The following is a 20,008-nucleotide window of genomic DNA, read 5'->3' on the forward strand; positions in this document are numbered from 1 at the left end:
TTAAAACCTCATTGGTGGGCCACGGAACTTCATGGTCGAACCGTCGGCGGGCATTCCGAGCACCACTTGGTCGCCTTCGTTCAGGCCAGACAGGATTTCGGCATTGATTTTGTTATTAATACCAACAGTCACGTCCACATATTGCACTTGGTTATTTACCAGCACTGGCACTTGATACTGCGGCCCACGGGATTTGCGATCGCTTGCCGATGCCGCTTTATCCCGCGGTTTAGCTCGCAGCACCTGCGATGGCACTAACTGCGCATCATCGGCTTTGGCGAGCACAATCGAGATCTGCGCCGTCATGCCAATACGCAGGGTACGGTCGGGGTTTTCGACATCGAATAAGCCGTGGTAGTAGATGGCGTCTGAATCGCTGGAACTCATATTGCTATCGTCACCATCCATGGAAGTGGGACCGGGTTCAATCGCCCTTAGGGTGCCGCGATAAGGATGGTTGGGACGACCGAGAATCGTAAAGTACACCGCCTGCCCCGGATGCACATTGACGATATCCGCCTCGGAGATCTGCGCCTTGACCGTCATGGTATCGAGCTGCGCCATCTCGACTATGGTTGGCGTAGTTTGATTGGCGTTAACGGTTTGGCCCACTTCAACCGCAGAGTAAACGACTGTGCCATCCATCGGCGCGGTGATCTTGGTATAACCTAAATCAATTCTGGCACTGTCGACATTAATCTCAGCCTGTTGTTTTTGCGCCTGTAACTGCTCAAGCTCGGCTTGATAAACCGTCAGCGTGGCTTCGGCGGCTTCAAAGTCTGCGCGGGAGCTGGCTTTATCGGCGAGCATTTCCTGCTGACGGGTATATTCGAGTTTTGCCTGACGAATTTGCGCCTGTTTAGCGCGGTACTGGGCATTGATACTTTTAAGGGAGGCCAGCGCATTTTGCAGGTTGTTTTGCTGGGCAAGGCTGTCGATTTGCGCGATAAGGTCGCCCTTTTTCACCTCTTGCCCAAGATCCACAGGCAGACTCTGAATTTGCCCCGAGACTTGCGCGCCCACACTCACCAACTTGGAGGCCTGCAACATGCCATTAGCGAGCACCGAGTTTTCAATGTCGCCGCGCTTAACGGGTTCAGTCACATAGCTTGGGGCCGCCTCGGGTTTATGCAGCAGAAAATAAGCGCCGCCCCCGAGGAGGACTAAGCCACTTAAGAACAATATTAGTTTACGCTTTGAGGATTTTTTCATCTGAATCTGGGTGTCCATCAATGCCAATGGGCGCAAGCGTACATCTTGCGGGAGGAAAAATAGTGCAGTCAGTATATAGAGTTAGCTCGGCGCAGTAGACGAAGGAAATGTCGATATCGGGTAAAGATTTGCAAATATCTGTGTAGAAGTTTGAAACAGAGATCACGGCCGTAACAATTCCCGCAAACGAGTCCTGATTCGTTTGCGATGGGTTATTGCTCCAACCTTATTGGCATTCGCAACAGCGCACCAACCAGCGCAGGGCAGCATCAGGCTCTGGAACTAAAGTGCCATTGTCAGGCGCCGCAAAATTCAGCAAGTTCTCACTATCATGAACTTGGAAGCACTCCTATGCGCAAATTGACACTCATTGCCACTTGCCTCAGCGCACTGTTATTCTCCCCCGCCTATGCCCAGAGTGAGTATCAGGCATTTAGCGAATTTGGCGCCAATCCCGGTGAGTTAACCGCCTCCTATTTATCGCCCGAAGGCCCAAGCCAAGATGCGCTAGTAGTGCTACTGCACGGCTGTGTGCAGGATGGCGTGGAACTGGCCAACAATAGCGGTTTAACCGCCCTCGCCCAAGAGAAAAAGTTTAGCTTACTGGTACCACAACAGAGTTTTGAGAACAATGTAAAGCGTTGTTATAACTGGTTTTCAGCGCAGGATACTCAGGTGGATAGCGGCGAGATGCTATCGCTGAAAAACATGATAGCCAAAGCCCAATCCCAATCCGGCGCGAAGCGCGTCTATGTGATTGGCCTGTCCGCCGGTGGCGCTATGGCCAGCGCCGCACTGGTTAACTATCCCGATTTATTCACCGCAGGCGCGGTGATCGCAGGCCTGCCTTACCCCTGCGCCGACAACCTGACCAAAGCCATTTCATGCATGAAAAAGGGCCCAGCAGAGTCTGTTGAAGAACTGGTGAGTTTTGCCAAACAGGTGCATCCGAACCAACAACACTGGCCCGCCTTAACCGTGTGGACCGGGCAAAATGATGTGGTGGTGAATCCTGAAAATGCCAAACAACTCTCGGCCCAGTGGGTCGCACTGACCCAAGCGAATAAAACACCAAGAGTCGAACAATATGCCGACTATAGTGTTAGCACTTGGTCCGATACGAGTGGCAATAACCTTATTTCGTTAGTTGAAATAAATAATATGGGCCATGGCATTGCCGTTAATCCTGATATTAAAAACGGCGGAAAAACGGGAGACTTTTTACTAAAAGCACCTATCAGCAGCATGCCAGAAATAATCAATCTTTGGGGAATATAGGGTTTAATAATAAATAAACCCTGAGTATCGATATTCAACGTGTCGGTATAAAAATAAAAACAATAAGTTAAAAACACATACTACTATAGTACCGATTTAAATTTTAAATAATTACTATAGAGTCAATGTGAATCAGAAAAATAGTAGTAAGTACCAACCTTTAAAAAATAAATACTACAACGGGAAATCTGTATGAAACAGAATACTATCAAAATGAGTTGCATTGCTTTAGCTATCTCATCTGCATTGGCAGCACAATATGCTGTTGCCGAGGATGAAAATAGCACCGGGGAGAAGCAAGCCACCTTAGAACGCATTGAAGTCACCGCTCGTAAGTCCATTGAGAGCCTGCAAAACGTACCAGTTGCAGTGACCTCGGTCAGTGCTGACGATTTAGCGGAAAATGGCATCAGCGTGATGACTGAAATCCAGCAATTTTCACCCAACACCACGCTGCAATCCAGTCGTGGCACTAACTCTACCCTCACGGCCTTTATTCGCGGTGTCGGTCAAGAAGATCCGCTCTGGGGCTATGAGCCCGGCGTCGGTATCTATATCGATGATGTGTATATCGCCCGCCCACAGGGCGCGGTGCTCGATATCCTCGATGTGCAACGTATCGAAGTACTGCGTGGCCCACAGGGCACCCTCTATGGTAAAAATACCATCGGCGGCGCAGTCAAATACGTGACCAAAAAGATGAGCGGTGACGCTGAGTTAAACCTCAATGCCACCATCGGCAGCTACAACCAGCAAGACTACAAGATAGCAGGTCAATTACCTTTAATTGATAACAAGCTGTATATTGGTGGCGCCTTCGCAAGCTTAAATCGCGATGGTTATGGTGACTTCATCACCTCAGCATTACCAGATCAAGATACTGAAAACTATAACAAAGATGTTATGGCGGGCCGTGTGAGCTTAGAATACACGCCAACCGACGATCTTTTTATGCGCCTCAACTACGACAAAACCACAGATGAGTCGAATTCAAAGGGGGGCTACCGTATGCTCCCCAGTGTCCTGACCGATGCCCCAGTACCAGACAGCAAATACGACTCTTACACCAGTATGCCAACCTGGAACAAAGTAGAAACCGAAGGTTGGGGGCTGACCATTGAATACGGCCTGAACGATGATTGGACACTGAAATCCGTGACCTCATCCCGCGAGAGCTATTCGCCTACCAACATCGACTTTGACAACACCAGTCTGCGTATTTTGGACGTTCCAGCCATCTACGATGACGAGCAATTTAGTCAGGAATTCCAAGCTAACTACGACGGCGATAATTTGAAACTCGTCTCAGGCCTTTATTACTTTAAAGGCGATTCCTGCGGGATGTTCGATTCCATCCTGTATGAATATTACAAAGCTTACGGTGGTCTCACTCGTGAAGTTCGTGGTTGCAACAACAGTGAAAGCTATGCCGCCTACGCTCAGGGCTCTTACGACATCACAGATAAATTGTCGATGACCGCCGGTTTGCGTTATACCCGCGAAACGAAGGATGCCACTGTCTATAACGGCATCATGTTTACGACGCTTTATCCCGAAACTGGCTGGATCCCAGGATATGTTCGCGATGAAGATGCCATCAACGCCAGTATTCCTAAGGTGTTAGATGATGAAGAAACCTGGTCGAAACTCAATCCACGCTTAGGTTTAGAGTACCAACTCAGCGACGATATGATGCTCTTTACCAGCTATTCACAGGGCTTCAAGTCGGGCACCTTTAACCCAAGGGCAACAGGTCCAGAACCCGCAGTAGACCCAGAAGTCGTTGATTCCTATGAATTGGGTATGAAGAGTGAATGGTTTGACAGGCTGCGAGTTAACGCAACCGCCTTCTACTTAGACCATAAAGACAGACAGTTCGTGACCGTATTACCCGGTGAAAACGCGTCCGATCTTAACCAACGTCTAGGCAACATTGGTAAATCGACCGCCACGGGTCTAGAACTCGAAGTGGAATACGCTGCGACTGAGTCATTGAATCTGTTCGCGACTCTGGGCTTAATCGATGCAAGCTTCGAGGAAGTGATCTCCTACGATAGCGATGGAAACCGCATCGATATCAGCGACACTTACACTATCACCAACACCCCTGATACCACGGCAAACGTTGGATTTAGCTACAATATCGACACGGATATCGGCAGCTTTGTGGCCAATGGTAACTACTACTATCGCAGCGACTACGACTTAGCCGTAGTAAATAACCTGTTGAGCCAAGACGGCTATGGCCTGTTAAACCTCGGCTTGAACTGGTACAGCAACGACGGTCACTGGCAAGCGGGTCTGCATTGGAAAAACGTCACTAACGAAGAATATCTGGTCGGTAACTACGCCTTCGTCACCCCAGATGGTAATGGCGGATATATTCCAGGTTTAGGCGGTGACAATACATTAATTGGTTATTATGGCGATCCAGAGACTATCTCTCTCACTGTTGGCTATAATTTCTAGAATATAATGTTATTGACGCATAATAATAACCGACTCCCATGAGTCGGTTATTAATTTAACGGCTTTAAATATTATCTAGCATTAATTTCCAATAGGATTAAACTGGGTTAAAAAATAAAGGGAACGGATTATGTCTCAGATAAAAGTCGCCATTGCTGATGATCATCCATTATTTCGTACAGCCTTAACACAAGCTGTTCTCAAGAATGTGAATACAGCGGAAGTATTGGAAGCGGAAAACTTTCAAGAATTAATTACGCTCGTTGAGAATAATCCTGATATTGAACTGATCTTTCTCGATTTACATATGCCCGGCAATGAGGGCTTTACTGGCTTAACTCTACTACAGAATCATTTTCCCGATATCGCGGTGATCATGGTGTCCTCCGATGATCAGCCCGAGATTATCCGTAAGGCCATTAACTTTGGCGCCAGTGCGTTTATCCCCAAATCCGCCAGCTTAACCCAGATCTCCACCGCGATTGCTACTGTGCTCGAAGGGGAAGTCTGGCTACCGGAACACACGGATATCAATGTCGATCAGCAAACCGCTGCCGAGCATCAACGTTTAGCGAAGCAACTGGCGCAATTAACCCCACAGCAGTACACAGTGCTGGCCAGCATTGCCAATGGACGCTTAAACAAGCAGATCGCATATGATCTTGATATTAAAGAGACCACGGTAAAGAAACACGTGTCGGCGATACTGGTCAAACTCGAAGTCTACAACCGCACTCAGGCAGGCTTAGTCTTCCAACAGTTGATGATAACCAGCAACGATAAACCGCCGATCAGCGCCTAACTAACCTAGGCTCCAGAATTCAAACCTAAAGAAACAGTGGCACTAAGCCACTGTTTTTTATCCGTATTTATTAAACCAGAACCACGATAGTGCAGAGTTAAGACAATTGCTTAATCAATCGTTTTAAGGCGGTGGCTTTAACGGGTTTACGCACAAAACTGAACTGTGCACTGCTGGTGTGTTGTCGCACGGATTCAGACGGATCTGCCGAGCAGATAATGCAGGTCGGACGCTGGCTGCTAAACACAGGATGGGTGAGTAAGCTTTGCACCAGATCGACACCGTTTTGGTCATCATCCAAGTGGTAATCGGCAATGATAAGCTTCGGCAACACCTGCTGCGCAAGTTGCTGCTCGGCACTTGCTTTATCCCGTGCAGTGAGTACATGGCAACCCCAGCCTAACAACAATGAGGAGATGGCCTTTAGCATTAACTCATCGTTATCTATGACTAACACGCTGATATTAAAGCTATCGTTTGCGCCTTCCTCTTCGCTGCGTAGCTTAACCACATTACTGGGATTACTGGGTTTAGCCTGTGCGAATACGCGCGGCACTTCAACACTAAAACAGGTGCCCTTACCCACCTCGGAGTGCAAGGCAATCTTAAGCCCGAGTAACTTAGCGATGCGATCGCAAATCGCCAGTCCCAGCCCAAGCCCCGGGATCTCCCGCGTTTGTTCGAGGCGCTCAAACTCGCCGAAAATCGCCTGCTGTTTATCTTGAGGAATGCCAGGGCCATTGTCCCACACTTGGATAAGCAGGCTATGTTCGAGCCGCCTCACACCCAGCAGCACCTTAGGCACAAAATCGGCTTGTGATAGCTTAGGCAAAGCCGCGCTGGCATTGAGCGACAGCGGCGTTTGCCGATTCACCGCGCCAGCTGGGGAATAATGGAACGCATTGGAGAGGAAGTTTTGAATAATCCGTCGCAGCAAACGTTGGTCGCTCTGCACTAGGCAAGAGGAAAACTGATAGGAAAAATCGATGCCCTGCTCGGCAGAAAGCACTTTAAACTCATTCACTAAGGTCGAGAGTACATCGTCGAGTGCAAACTGGCTCTGTTCGGTTTTAAGGCTGCCGCCATCGAGGCGGGAGATTTCCACCAGATCGGATAGCAGACTCTCCACCACATTTAAGGAGGCTTCAATATGGGTGGCGAGATCCTTGAGTTCGGTCGACGTCACCCGCTGTTTAAGCATCTCGGTAAACAGGGTGAGCGCGTTAAAGGGCTGCATTAAATCATGGCTCGCCGCCGCTAAAAAACGCGTTTTACTGCTATTGGCCGCCTCGGCTTCGGCCTTAGCTTTCGCGAGTTCCCTTGTGCGACTTTCGACCCGTTTTTCGAGAGTTTCGTTAGCCAGTTGCAGGGCTTTTTCGGCCTGAATATGGGCGGTAATGTCGGTAAAGGTACTGACAAAGCCGCCACCCGGCATGGCTTGACCACGGATCTCCAGCACCTTGCCATCGAGCATAGTGCGTTGAAAATGGTGTGGGCTGCCGCTACGCATATGGGCGAGGCGTTTTTCCACCAGCTCATGGGCCTCATCACCCACAATAATGCCACGCTCGATATTAAACCTCAGCAGCGTCTCTATCGGTATACCAGCTTTAACGTAATCTTTAGGATAATCAAGCAATTCGATATAGCGTTTGTTCCATGCAACTAGGCGCATATCGGCATCGACCACGCTGATCCCCTGCTCGATGTTTTCGACCCCTGATTGCAGCAGCTCGCGGTTAAACTCGAAGATCTGGTTGGCCTCATCGACTATGCTAACCACATCCTCCAGCGGCACTTGCTGGGAGCGTGAGGCGGCATTCATCACCATCCGCGTCGAGGCAGACCCAAGCACCCCCGACAGCTTAAGGCGGGTGTAATCCACCAGCTCCTCGCGCCGTGTGGCTAATTGCAATTCAGAACCAAGTACTTTCGCCCTAGCCTGCAGGGCATCGGCTTCTTCCTTATTGATAAAGCGGTGTAGTAGGCTCGCCAGATCCTCAACCGAGAGGTGCCTTTCCAGCGCTACCTGTTTGCGATTGACGAACACATCGGCTTGAAGCACTTCCCCCACACTTTGCTCTTTCAGCAACGAAATCAGCACAAAACAACCGACATTCGCGAGCAAACTATACAGTAGACCGTGGCTGATATTATCCAGCCCCGTCAGGCCAAATAGCGCAGTCGGAGTTAGCCATGAAATATTCAACAAGCCTTGGGTGACCCAGAGTGCATCGGGAAAGGTCGCGGGCAGCAGCAAGGTATAGAGCCAGACTAAACTGCCCATCAACATGCCCCAAAAGGCCCCTTGGGTGGTGGCGCGGCGCCAATAGAGCGCGCCCACGGCGGCGGGAAAGAACTGCGACAACAGCACAAAGGATAATAAGCCAATGCTGGCCAAGTGATTCTGCTGATCGATATAACGTTCGAAGGCAAAGGCCGATAGCAGAATCGCCGCTATCGATATCCGCCGTAAATTGAGCAATATTCCCGCGAGCTGCGGCGTCTGCTGCGAGCTAAATTTCGGTAATCTCAGCAGCAGCGGGGTCAAAATCTCGGTCGAAATCATGGTGCTGAGTACAATCGCCGCCACAATGACCATGGCCGTTGCCGCCGCAAGGCCGCCAATATACACCAAGACCCCAAGCCAAGCTTGCTGATAGAAGAGTGGTAAGGTCAGCACGTAGGTGTCGGCATCGACACTGCCGCCGGGAAAGCTAATCTGCCCCGCAAGCGCGATAGGCAACACAAAGGCATTAATCAGCAGCAGATACAGTGGCACCATCCAACGGGCGGCTTTTAACTCTTTGGCATGATGATTTTCAATCATCATCATGTGGAATTCCTGAGGCAGCGCATAGATGGTAATGGCGCCCAGCAGAATTTGTGACAGCACAAAATAGAGTGAATTACCCTCAGAACTCGGCGGTAAATGCTGACCCCGAGCGAGCAAATCACTAAAACCATCAAATACATAAAAAGTCGCGAACAACCCAACCGTGGTGAGCGCCAACAGCTTTACGATAGAGCTAAAGGCAATCGCCAGAACCAAGCCTTGATTTTGTTTACTGGCCGAAAGCTGCCGAGTACCGAATAAGATACTAAAGATAATCAACACGATAGTAACGATAAACGCCGTGCTGATCCCAGATTGAAAGGTACCAGTTAAGAGGTCGAAGCTGGTGCTTATCGCCCTCAGTTGCAGCGCGATATAGGGAATAGTGCCAAAGAGGGACACCATGGCAACGCTGGCGGCAATTTTAGGCGAGCGGTCGAAGCGGCAGGCGATAAAGTCGGCAATCGAGGTCAGGTTTTGGCTTTTGATGATCTGCAATGTGCGCATCAACATAGGCCACGCCAGCACTAGGCAGATTATCGAACCTATGTAGATGGGCGCTAACCAAGCACCCGTGGTCGCCGCTTGCCCTACCGTGCCGTAAAACGCCCACGAAGTACAACACACCCCCAAGGATAAACTGTACACCCAAGGCCGTTTACGCCATTGATCAATCGCCTGATTTTGCCCCCACTGGGCGACAATAAACAGCACAGCCAAATAGGCAATCGATATAACGCTGATCCACCAAGTCTCAACAGACAACCACGCCAGCAAGATATTCCCCAATCAACCTGTATACACCCAGCCAAACTACACTAGACAAACAAATTGTTAAACACTTGATAACATCACGGTGCACTAAGGTAGTACTTATTTATCCCCCCCCATCGGCTAACCTACGGCCAATATTGACTCGAGGTTTTAAACAACTATGCCGATAAAAATTACCCATAAATATCTCGTAGAAGGCTTGGCTTTTACCAGTTACGTCTTATTTGCTATGGCATGGGTTGGCGGCACCGCGAGTATGAATAACATCATGGCCTCGATGCATATCGAGAGTTATGCCTCCGCCAGTTTACTGAGCGGTGCAGTCACCTTAGCCAAAATTGTCGGCACCTTTGCCGCGGCCTATCTCACCCTCAAATTTGGGGTGAAGTATGCGTTTTTTGTCGCGGCGTTATTGATAGTCACCGGCATCATGACACCCTTCGCCCCAAACTATGAGTTGCTGCTGGTGAGCCGCTTTTTAATGGGACTGGGCGGCGCCTTTATGATTGTCTATTTCAACCCGATTGTGATGCACTGGTTCGCCCCAGAAGAACGCCCAGTGATCAATGGATTAAACGCGGTGGCCTTTAATGTGGGCACGGCTATCGTGCTTTGGGGCATGCCGAGCATCAACGCCATTAGCGGCGGTTGGCAACAAAGTCTGTTGGTGTTTTCCATTGCCAGTCTGGTACTGGCGCTACTGTGGTTATTGGTGAAGTTTGAACAAGCCCCTAGCCATCAAGCCAATACACAACAAGATGCCATCAACTCATACTCCTATCTCGATGGCTTAAAAGACGGCTTTAACTGGGCCTATGCCCTCACCTACTCGGGATTATTATCCTTTTATATTTGCCTATTCACCTTTTATCCGCAGGCGGGCATCAGCCAGAGTAAGTGGGTGATTGGTTTTGGGATTGTCGGCACCATAGCGGGGATACTCTACAGCCGTAAACAGCCCCTGCGCCTGCCGATTATTCGCCTCAGCGGCCTGCTTATTTTCTTAACCGTGTTAGGGCTCTCCTTTGGCTCGGCGCCTTGGCTGCAAACCCTGTGCGCCATCGTCTTAGGCTTTTGCATCTTTTTACCCGTCACCGCTTTAGTCTCGATTCCCCACGAGCTACCTAAGATGACCAGTCAAAAAATCACGGTGATTTTTAGCCTGTTTTGGTCCATCAGCTATCTGATTTCGACCTTAGTGCTATGGCTGTTTGGCAAGCTCGTGGATATCAACCAAGGCAGTTACTTCGCCTCGTTTGTGCTGATCACCCTATTAAGCGCAACAGTGTTTATTGGCAGCTATTTTCTCCCCGAAACCGGACAAGCTAAGGAGTAAGCATGCAAGTTTCCCCACGCGGTACCGCTTCAGCAAAGCTGACGGATTTTCTTGAGTTAGCGAACCAGAATATCGCCCTCGCGAAACAGCAAAATATTCAATACAGCCCACAGCTGCTGCGGGAAAACTTGAACAAACTCGCCGCCCTGATGAGCGCTAAGCCTGAGGTGAGTTATATCGCCGATAAGGCATGGCAAGTTAAGGATGCGCAGCATGGCGACAGGGAAATTGGCTGCCGTGTTTATAGCCCTGCGCCCAGCACAGCACTGCCCGTGGTATTACATTTTCACGGCGGAGGCCATATGTGCGGCAGTGTGGAACTATACGACCCTATCTGTCGTCACCTTGCCAGTATCGCTCAATGTGTGGTGATCAGTGTTGAGTATCGCCTCGCGCCCGAACATCCCTATCCGGCGGGACTTGAAGACTGCGAATACGCCCTGCGCCACTATCAAAGCGTGCTGACTGAGGTGCAATACCAACAAGGTGTCAGCATCATGGGCGACAGTGCCGGTGGCGCGCTATGCACTAGCCTTAGCCAACGCAGCCTGAGCGACAGCACACTTAACATCGCCAAACAGATCTTGGTGTATCCCAGCGTGGATTACACTATGGCGAGCGCTTCCTATCAGAGTAATGGTGCAGGTTTCCTGCTCGAAACCCCTAGGGTGCAATGGTACTTCGAGCAATATTTTCAAGAGATGGCTAAGGATGCCGAGCGAGTCAAACAAGCTTCCCCCTTACATGGCAAGTTCAACGCCAAACTGCCTAGCACCTTGATATTTACCGCAGGCTGCGACCCTCTGCGGGATGAAGGCATTGCCTATGCCAACGCCTTAACGGCGGCTGGCGTGCAGGTGCAGCACCATCAATTTGAAGACATGATCCACGCCTATATGCTGCTGCAGGATTTGGTTTCGCAAGAATGCCTTACTACCTACCGCATGATTGCTGCATTTTTAGCAGAGCCCATAACCGCAGCTACTCGCTAGCTGGCCTATTCAAACTCTCCCTCGAAGCACCTACACCCAAGATATGCTTGTAGGTGCTTATTTTTTAAGTCGGTTATGATGAAAGAAGCGATTTAAAATAATGGAGTAACACAATAAAAAACGGGATGGGTATTGTTACCCATCCCGTTTTGTATTTCTCAGTCTTACGGCGTAAAGCTTATTGACTCAGCGGCGGTGTACGCGGCGGAATCATACGCTTATTGCCCGTCGACTCGAACGCGCCGGCAAACTTCAGCAGATTGTTATCATCGTAGGCACGGCCCGCGAAGGTTAATCCCACTGGCATGCCAATATCGGCCATTACGCCCATAGGCACAGTCACAGTCGGCACGCCTAAATGGCGAATCGCAAGGTTACCGTTTGCTACCCAAACCCCGTTGCTCCAAGCGATATCGGCTGAGGCCGGATTCACATGGGCATCGGCGGGGCCGACATCGGCCACGGTTGGGAACAGCACGGCATCAAGCTTAAGTCCGTCCATCCAGTCTTCGAGATCCAGCTTACGGGTCTTCTCTAAACCACGCAGACCATCGGGAATACTGTCGATCTGGTCATAGGATTTCAGGCCGCGTTTGGCCATGTTGACATACTCTTCCATGCCAGCCGCTAAGTCACCCTCACGGTTTGGCAAGGTGCCAAGGTCATGGGGGAATATCAAATGTCCCACCACATCTTCAAGCTTGTTGAGTTTAGGGTCGTTGTTCGCCCGTAGGAATTCATCGAACGCCCAACCCGACAGTTCCCATAATTCATCATGGAGGAATTGCGGCGTGACTATGCCACGGTTAAACACGGTCGGCGCGCCGGGGCGGTCGCCTTCGCAGTTAGACACCAGCGGAAAATCGACTTCAATCACTTCCGCACCAGCGGCTTCTAGGGCTTTACGCGCCGCTTCCCACAAATCGATAACCGATTGGCGAGTATGGATGCGTTGTCCCGTTGGTCCACCGATACCTGGGTTTTCGCTGGTTCCCGCGAGTTCATCTTTGTTGATGTACATGCGCGGTACGCCAAAACGCTTACCCTTCAGGGTGTCGGTGCTGGCGGCGAGCGCCAGATAGGATTCTGGGCGAACGCTAGAAGCTTTAGGGATTTGAACCCAAGGTTGCAGGCGCCAGAGGTCGCCACGGGTGATTGGATCATCGGCCACAATCACATCCAGCACTTCGAGCATATCCGCCATAGTGCGGGTATAAGGCACGACCACGTCCATGGTTGGGGTTAATGGCCAGTTGCCGCGTACCGAAATCACACCGCGAGACGGCGTATAGGCACACAAACCGTTGTTGGACGCAGGGCCACGGCCACTCGACCATGTCTCTTCAGCAAGACCGAACGCCGAGTAGCTTGCCGCCGTTCCGGTGCCCGCACCGTTGGAAGAACCCGAAGCAAAGGGCGCAGTCAGATAATTCGCATTGTAGGGGCTTTCGGCGCGGCCATAGTGACCACGCTGCATGCCGCCATTCGCCATGGGTGGCATATTGGTTTTGCCTAAGCAAATAGCACCCGCGGCGCGTAGGCGCTCGACGGCGAAGGCATCGTACTGGGCCACTAAATCTTTAAATGCTGGGCTGCCAGACGCCGCCGTCAGTCCCTTCACTAAATAGCTGTCCTTAGCGGTGTAAGGAATACCATCGAGCGGGCTTAAGGTTTCGCCACGGGCACGGCGCGCATCGGAAGCCTCGGCTTCTTTGAGCGCATCGGGATTGTGCACCACTAACGCATTCAACTTAGTCTCAGTGGCAGGGCCATCGTAAGCCGCCACTCGAGCCAAATAGGATTTCACCAACTCAACCGCAGTCGTGCGGCCGGATTCGAGTGCGTCACGCAGCTCGGCAATGGAAACTTCAGTTACTTCAAACATCTTACGCCCTCCCGCAGAAAACCAATTGTGGTGCAATAACAGTGACATCAAGCATCATACAGTTCTCCTTGGTGTACTTACTTTCCAGAAGGGATCTGCTGGGTAATACAGTGGATATTGCCGCCGCCTAATAAAATCTCCCGCGCGGGCACACCCACAATCTTGTGCTCTGGGAAAATGTCCTGCAGTTTTTGCGCAGCGATATCGTCAGTTGCAGGGTCAAGCAGTGGGAATACGATACGGTCGTTAGTGATTAAAAAGTTCACATAAGAGCCCGCTAAGCGCTCGCCAGCAGTGCGCGGTACGCCAGTGCCTTCTGTTACGCCTTTTGATTCTTCTTCGGTGCAATACAGCGGACCCGGTTGTGGCAGCAGGTGAATTTTTAACTTGCGACCTTGGGCGTCAACGGTATTTTGCAACACATCCAGCGCGGCTTTCGAGCGTGGGTATTGTGGATCGGTTTCATCGTCGGTCCAGTGCAGGATCACTTCACCTGGGCGGGCAAAACAGCACATGTTGTCGATATGGCCGTCGGTTTCGTCCATATAAACGCCCTCTTCCAACCAGATAAACTGCTTAACATTCAAGTAGTCACGCAGTAAGGCTTCGATCTGCTCTTTCGTCAGGTCAGGGTTACGGTTAGCGTTCAGTAAACATTCGGCCGTAGTCATACAGGTGCCTTCACCATCGACATGGATAGAGCCACCTTCGAGGATCAACGGTGCACTATAACGGGCAAAACCATGTTGCTTGAGCATTTGTGCGGCAACTTGTTCGTCCTTATCCCATGGGAAATACAGACCACCGTTGTGACCACCCCAAGCATTGAAACCCCAATCTACGCCACGGCATTCGCCCTCGGCATTAACTACCACAGTAGGTCCAGTATCGCGAGCCCAGCAGTCGTTGCTGTCGATTTCGACCAGAGTCACGTGGGAAGGCATCACTTTTTGAGCTTCGGCTAAAAAGGCCTGAGGTACACCCATATAAACGGGAGTTGCACCACCAATAGCATCGGCCACCTTAGCAAAGGTCGCTTGAGCATAAGCACCTGCAGAGCGCCAGTTATCAGGACGATATGGCCAAATCATCCATACGGCTTGCTGCGCCGCCCATTCGGCGGGCATATAAAAACCATCTTGTGATGGCTTAGTCGTTAACTGCGTGGCATCCACATTCGCGTTTGTCATGAGTTTTGTCTCCAGTAATGCTCAAATCTATAAGGGTGTACGCCCCATTTAGGACGACAGAATAGAAATACACCTAACATAATCAAATAAATAAATCGAATAACCGCATTCTTCACGCGGCGCGTTAGGTCAAAATTGCCACGTCTTCACTAGGTGAGTTTTCACCTCATAAAAATTCTGGCGCCTATCTTATCATTTAAGACGGCTTTCGCTGAATAGTGCTATGCAGGGCATTGGTGAGAATTTACAGGATAATGCGCTATTTGCTGTCAGTAGCCGCCCCCGCCATCCCACCCAAGCCAATGCAAAAAGGCGAACCATAAGGTTCGCCTTTGTTATTAACATCTTAACAAGCAAGTGAAAATGAATGTTGGACTGTCGCAGTCAATACCAAACCTATTGCGCGGTCCAGGCGCCGTCCATGGCCAGCGATGCGCCGGTAATACCCCGCGCCGCACTGCTACATAAAAACAGTACAAACTCACCAATCTGACGCGGGTCTAACATCTCTGGCAGGGGTTGTTTTGCCGTGACGAGTTGATACTTAGCCTCGTCGTAACTTAAGCCCTTATTGCTGGCGATAGCCTCAATCTGCTTGTTGATCAGCGGCGTATCCACCCAACCAGGGCAAATCGCATTGACGGTAATCCCCTGCTCGGCGTACTCGATAGCCACGACTTTGGTTAAACCGACAATCCCGTGTTTAGCCGCACAATAGGCCGCCTTATTGACCGAGGCCACTAAGCCATGCACCGAAGCGATATTGATAATGCGGCCCCAACGCTTTTCGGCCATCGCAGGCACGACTTGTTGAATGGTATGAAAGGCCGAGGACAGGTTAATGGCGATAATGTCATTCCATTTATCAATCGGGAAATGAGCAACATTTTCAGTGTGTTGAATACCGGCGTTATTCACCAAAATATCAATACTGCCCAAAGCCTTAACGCCTGCGTCCATAAAGGCATGAATGTTCTTGGGATCCCGCAGATCGGCGTTACTGAAGAAAGTGTGGATGTGATATTGCTCGGCAAACTCCGCTGCCAAGCGTTGCCCCTCGGCTTCGGGCATTAAGCCGTGCAGGATAAGATGGCAGCCTTGCTCCGCCAGCACATGGGCCGTTGCTAAACCAATTCCACTGGTGGAGCCGGTTATCAGCCCTACCTTGCCCTTTAAGCTTGAGTGTTCAACCGCCATATTGCTTGTCTCCCGATGCTTTAAAATCCAGTCACAGTCCTTTATCCATGCCTTGAACACAGGCATGGCGGGGCGCACATTCCCAATGCCCCAGACTCAATGCCATTAGAATATGGCAATTGGCCGCGGTTTTATTTGGCACCTTAGTACCATAGGAGCGCTCGAAAAATTGGGTAATAGTAAGCGCCACACTTTCAGCAAGCGTAAGAGAGCACTCCATGTCTGGATTGAATAAGGTGGTTACCAGCTACAGCGATGCGTTAGCAGGACTCGAAGATGGGATGACGGTGATTGCGGGCGGCTTTGGCCTTTGCGGTATTCCTGAAAATCTAATCAAAGAAATCAAACACAAAGGCACCAAAAACCTGACCGTCGTTTCCAATAACTGCGGCACTACGGAATACGGACTTGGGATCTTATTGCTCGATAAACAGATTAAAAAAATGATCGCCTCCTATGTGGGCGAAAATGCCAACTTCGAGGCGCAGATGATGTCTGGCGAACTGGAAGTCGAACTCACGCCGCAGGGCACGCTGGCGGAAAAAATGCGTGCGGCGGGCGCGGGCATTCCGGCTTTTTATACCGCAACTGGCTATGGGACTGACGTGGCAATAGGTAAAGAAGTCAAAGAATTCAATGGTCGCCATTACATTCTTGAAGAATCGATTACAGGCGACTTTGCCATAGTCAAAGCCTGGAAGGCCGACACCTTCGGCAATTTAGTCTTTCGCAAAACTGCCCGTAACTTCAATCCCCTTGCCGCCACCGCGGGCAAGATAACCGTGGTGGAGGTGGAGGAAATTGTCGAACCGGGTCAATTAGATCCCGATGAAATCCATACGCCCGGCATCTATGTCGATAGGCTTATCCAAGGCAGCTTCGAGAAACGTATCGAGCAACTGACTACCCGCCCCTCCAGCAAATAGGATTTGGTTATGGCACTTTCAAGAGAACAACTCGCCCAGCGCGTCGCCCAAGAACTCAAAGATGGCTATTACGTGAATCTTGGCATCGGTATCCCCACACTGGTGGCTAACTATATTCCCGAAGGCATTGAAGTGATGCTGCAATCCGAAAACGGTCTGTTAGGGATGGGGCCTTTTCCGACGATGGAAGAGGTCGATGCCGACTTAATCAATGCCGGCAAGCAGACTGTGACGATGGCAAGGGGCGCCGCCATCTTCGACTCGGCCGAGTCCTTTGCCATGATCCGCGGCGGCCATGTGGACCTCACCGTATTAGGCGCCTTTGAGGTCGATACTCAGGGCAATATCGCCTCCTATATGATCCCAGGAAAATTAATTAAGGGCATGGGCGGCGCCATGGATCTTGTCGCCGGCGCCGACAATATTATTGTGACCATGACCCACGCCTCAAAGCACGGTGAGTCTAAGCTATTAACCGAGTGCACTCTGCCGCTAACGGGCAAGGGCTGTATCAAAAAAGTACTGACAGACTTGGCCTTTATCGAAATCAAAGAAGGCAAGTTCCATCTGCTCGAACGCGCCCCCGGCGTGAGTGTCGAGGAGATTATTAAGCTCACTGCTGGTGAACTTGTAGTGCCAGAGCATGTCCCCGAGATGATGTTTAACGAATAAGCCCAATTCAGTGAATAAGTAGGTTCAAGCGCGCATTCAACTATGCCTTTTCAAATCGCCAATAAAAACAGGGATACCTAAGGTATCCCTGTTTTTTACGCTATGCCAAAGAGGCATAAATTGCAGATTTTACAGCGTTTAGCCGAGGCGGCGACGCAGTTCGCGGGTCGCATCCACCATGTTCTTCAGTGCGGGTTCTACCTCATCCCAAGTGCGGGTCTTAAGGCCGCAATCGGGGTTAACCCACAGTTGGCGCACAGGCACTTTTTGCGCCGCTTTTTCGATAAGGTGCACCATGGCCTCAACACTTGGGGTATTTGGCGAGTGGATATCGTAAACGCCTGGGCCAATTTCATTTGGATATTCAAAATCTTCAAAGGCGTTGAGCAGCTCCATGCGTGAACGCGAGGTCTCGATGGTGATCACGTCCGCATCCATGGCGGCAATGGCCGCAATCGTGTCGTTAAACTCGCTGTAGCACATATGGGTGTGGATTTGGGTTTCATTCACAACACCTGCCGCACTGAGTTTAAAAGCATTCACCGCCCAATCTAAGTAAGCTTGCCACTCGCTTTGCTTTAATGGCAGACCTTCGCGGAAGGCTGGCTCATCAATTTGGATAATGCCAATGCCTGCATTTTGTAAATCCACCACTTCATCACGAATCGCTAGCGCCAATTGGGTGGCAATGGTATCGCGGCTGATATCTTCACGGGCAAATGACCAATGTAGAATCGTCACTGGACCCGTTAGCATGCCTTTGACGGGTTTGTCCGTTAGGCTCTGGGCGAATTCGGCCCACTCAACCGTCATAGCCTTAGGGCGGCTCACATCACCATAAATCAACGGCGGCTTAACGCAGCGAGAACCATAACTCTGTACCCAACCATTTTTGGTAAAGCCCACGCCTTCGAGCTGCTCGCCGAAGTATTCCACCATGTCATTACGCTCGGCCTCACCATGAACTAGCACATCGATACCGAGTTTGAGCTGACGATCTATGGTATCGCGGGTCACTTGCTGCAACTGCTCGGTATATTGGGCATCGCTTAGCTCCCCTTTGCGCCAACGGCTACGTAAACCACGAATAGCAGGCGTTTGTGGGAATGAGCCAATCGTGGTCGTTGGCAGCAATGGCAAACGATACTTGCGCTGCTGCACCGCTTGGCGCTCAGTAAATTCGCTCACACGTTCATAGTCGGCTTGAGTCAGTGCAGCGACACGGGCGATCACTTTAGCATCCGCCGCCTGCGCCTTAGCCTCACGGCGTGCCAAACAAGTGTTAACTATCTCTTTGGCCGCGACGGACTCAGGCGCCAGCAGTAATTGGCGCACATTAGCCAGCTCCAACAGCTTTTGCTTAGCAAACGCGAGCTGCTGACGTAGCGCCGGCGTGAGCGTCGTCTCCACCTCTAAATCTACAGGGCTGTGAAGCAGTGAACAGGAAGTGCCAATCCAAAGGCGTGCGCCGTCTTGTGAGCATAAGTCTCGGGCAACACTACCGATACGCTCGACAATCAGGTCAACCTCTGCCGCCCACACGTTACGGCCATTAACTACACCAGCCGACAGAATTTGATCTGGTTTTAAGGCATTGGCAAACAAGGCCAATTGTTCAGGGGCGGTCACTAAATCGAGGTGCAGACCCGCCACAGGCAGTGCAGAAACCAGCGCCTGATGATGACTGATACTGCCATAGTAGCTGGTGAGTAAAATCTTCACTTGAGCCGTTTTAAGCGCTTGATAAGCTTCGCTAATCGCTACTTGCCAATCGGCGGCTAATTCGAGTGCCAGAATCGGCTCCTCAAGCTGCACCCAAGTCACGCCCTGCGCGGCAAAACGCGCCAGAATGTCAGCATAGGCCTTTAACAGATTTGGCAATAGGCTGAGTTTATCGAAATCCTGACCCACGGTTTTGGCCAGATACAAGTAACTCACAGGGCCTAACAGCACGGGCTTGGCTTGATAACCCAGCGCCTGCGCCTCGGCGACTTCATCAAAAAACTGCTCATAGGCGATAGAGAACACTTGGTCTTGCTTAAGCTCTGGCACTAAGTAGTGGTAGTTAGTGTTGAAATACTTAGTCATTTCCGAGGCTGGCGCATCGGTGCCAGTTGGCGCACGGCCACGGGCAACGCGGAATAAGGTATCAAGATCGATAGCGCCCTCGCCACGGTGACGATCTGGGATAGCGTTTAGGGTCGCACTCAGGGTTAACACTTGATCGTAAAAGGCAAAATCCCCCACGGGCACTTGCTCAATCCCAGCGGCTACTTGCCATTGCCAATGGGTACGACGTAACTCCTTGGCCACCTCATGCAGTTCAGCTTGAGTGCTCTCACCACGCCAGTATTTTTCGAGGGCAAATTTCAGTTCACGACGACGCCCGATACGGGGAAAACCAAGACTATTTAATTGCATACCATATCTTCCTTTATT

General features: G+C 50.7%; 14 protein-coding genes. 7 read left to right on the top strand and 7 right to left on the bottom strand.

What is annotated here, in order from left to right; all coding sequences use genetic code 11:
- Nucleotides 1–1,212: an efflux RND transporter periplasmic adaptor subunit gene (locus tag L2713_RS03970; RefSeq protein ID WP_248967011.1), complete on the bottom strand. Its 1,212-nt coding sequence runs from the start codon at nt 1,210–1,212 to the stop codon at nt 1–3.
- Nucleotides 1,213–1,563: 351 nt separating this feature from the next.
- Between L2713_RS03970 and L2713_RS03975 the strand changes: the two genes are divergently transcribed.
- The 3 genes from L2713_RS03975 to L2713_RS03985 all read left to right on the top strand — a co-directional run bounded on the left by L2713_RS03975 (nt 1,564) and on the right by L2713_RS03985 (nt 5,761).
- A complete protein-coding gene (locus L2713_RS03975; protein WP_248967012.1) occupies nt 1,564–2,490 on the top strand; it encodes an extracellular catalytic domain type 1 short-chain-length polyhydroxyalkanoate depolymerase in 927 nt (308 codons plus the stop codon).
- Between the two features lie 192 nt (nt 2,491–2,682).
- Nucleotides 2,683–4,959, top strand: a complete 2,277-nt coding sequence (locus L2713_RS03980; RefSeq protein ID WP_011718250.1) for a TonB-dependent receptor — start codon at nt 2,683–2,685, stop codon at nt 4,957–4,959.
- 130 nt (nt 4,960–5,089) lie between these two features.
- The gene (locus tag L2713_RS03985) at nt 5,090–5,761 is read left to right on the top strand and encodes a response regulator transcription factor (protein WP_011718251.1); all 672 of its coding nucleotides are present in this window, start codon (nt 5,090–5,092) and stop codon (nt 5,759–5,761) included.
- Nucleotides 5,762–5,858: 97 nt separating this feature from the next.
- Here the strand turns inward: L2713_RS03985 and L2713_RS03990 are convergent, their stop codons facing one another.
- A complete protein-coding gene (locus tag L2713_RS03990) occupies nt 5,859–9,386 on the bottom strand; it encodes a hybrid sensor histidine kinase/response regulator (RefSeq protein WP_248967013.1) in 3,528 nt (1,175 codons plus the stop codon).
- A gap of 145 nt (nt 9,387–9,531) precedes the next feature.
- Here L2713_RS03990 and L2713_RS03995 point away from each other — a divergent pair, with 145 nt between their 5' ends.
- Nucleotides 9,532–10,707, top strand: a complete 1,176-nt coding sequence (locus L2713_RS03995; protein WP_248967014.1) for an MFS transporter — start codon at nt 9,532–9,534, stop codon at nt 10,705–10,707.
- A gap of 2 nt (nt 10,708–10,709) precedes the next feature.
- Complete coding sequence (locus tag L2713_RS04000) at nt 10,710–11,699, top strand: alpha/beta hydrolase (protein ID WP_248967015.1); 990 nt, start codon at nt 10,710–10,712, stop codon at nt 11,697–11,699.
- A gap of 178 nt (nt 11,700–11,877) precedes the next feature.
- On the opposite strand, the gene L2713_RS04005 is transcribed toward L2713_RS04000, so the two are convergent.
- The 4 genes from L2713_RS04005 to L2713_RS04020 form a co-directional block, all read right to left on the bottom strand.
- Entirely contained in the window at nt 11,878–13,584 is a 1,707-nt protein-coding gene (locus tag L2713_RS04005) for an amidase (RefSeq protein WP_248967016.1), read from the bottom strand.
- Between the two features lie 77 nt (nt 13,585–13,661).
- Nucleotides 13,662–14,774, bottom strand: a complete 1,113-nt coding sequence (gene aguA / locus L2713_RS04010) for an agmatine deiminase (RefSeq protein WP_011624023.1) — start codon at nt 14,772–14,774, stop codon at nt 13,662–13,664.
- Between the two features lie 396 nt (nt 14,775–15,170).
- Complete coding sequence (locus L2713_RS04015) at nt 15,171–16,049, bottom strand: 3-hydroxybutyrate dehydrogenase (protein WP_315973159.1); 879 nt, start codon at nt 16,047–16,049, stop codon at nt 15,171–15,173.
- Nucleotides 16,003–16,161, bottom strand: a complete 159-nt coding sequence (locus L2713_RS04020) for a hypothetical protein (protein ID WP_248967018.1) — start codon at nt 16,159–16,161, stop codon at nt 16,003–16,005. The genes L2713_RS04015 and L2713_RS04020 overlap by 47 nt, the downstream gene beginning before the upstream one ends.
- A gap of 28 nt (nt 16,162–16,189) precedes the next feature.
- On the opposite strand from L2713_RS04020, the gene L2713_RS04025 reads away from it, so the two are divergent.
- On the top strand, nt 16,190–16,897 hold the full coding sequence (locus L2713_RS04025; RefSeq protein ID WP_011624026.1) for a CoA transferase subunit A: 708 nt from the start codon (nt 16,190–16,192) through the stop codon (nt 16,895–16,897).
- A 9-nt stretch (nt 16,898–16,906) separates the two neighbouring features.
- Complete coding sequence (locus tag L2713_RS04030; protein WP_011625148.1) at nt 16,907–17,569, top strand: 3-oxoacid CoA-transferase subunit B; 663 nt, start codon at nt 16,907–16,909, stop codon at nt 17,567–17,569.
- A 138-nt stretch (nt 17,570–17,707) separates the two neighbouring features.
- On the opposite strand, the gene metE is transcribed toward L2713_RS04030, so the two are convergent.
- Nucleotides 17,708–19,990, bottom strand: a complete 2,283-nt coding sequence (gene metE, locus L2713_RS04035) for a 5-methyltetrahydropteroyltriglutamate--homocysteine S-methyltransferase (RefSeq protein ID WP_248967019.1) — start codon at nt 19,988–19,990, stop codon at nt 17,708–17,710.
- Nucleotides 19,991–20,008: the final 18 nt, after the last annotated feature.

The organism is Shewanella seohaensis, from assembly GCF_023283775.1.
GTDB lineage: Bacteria > Pseudomonadota > Gammaproteobacteria > Enterobacterales > Shewanellaceae > Shewanella > Shewanella seohaensis.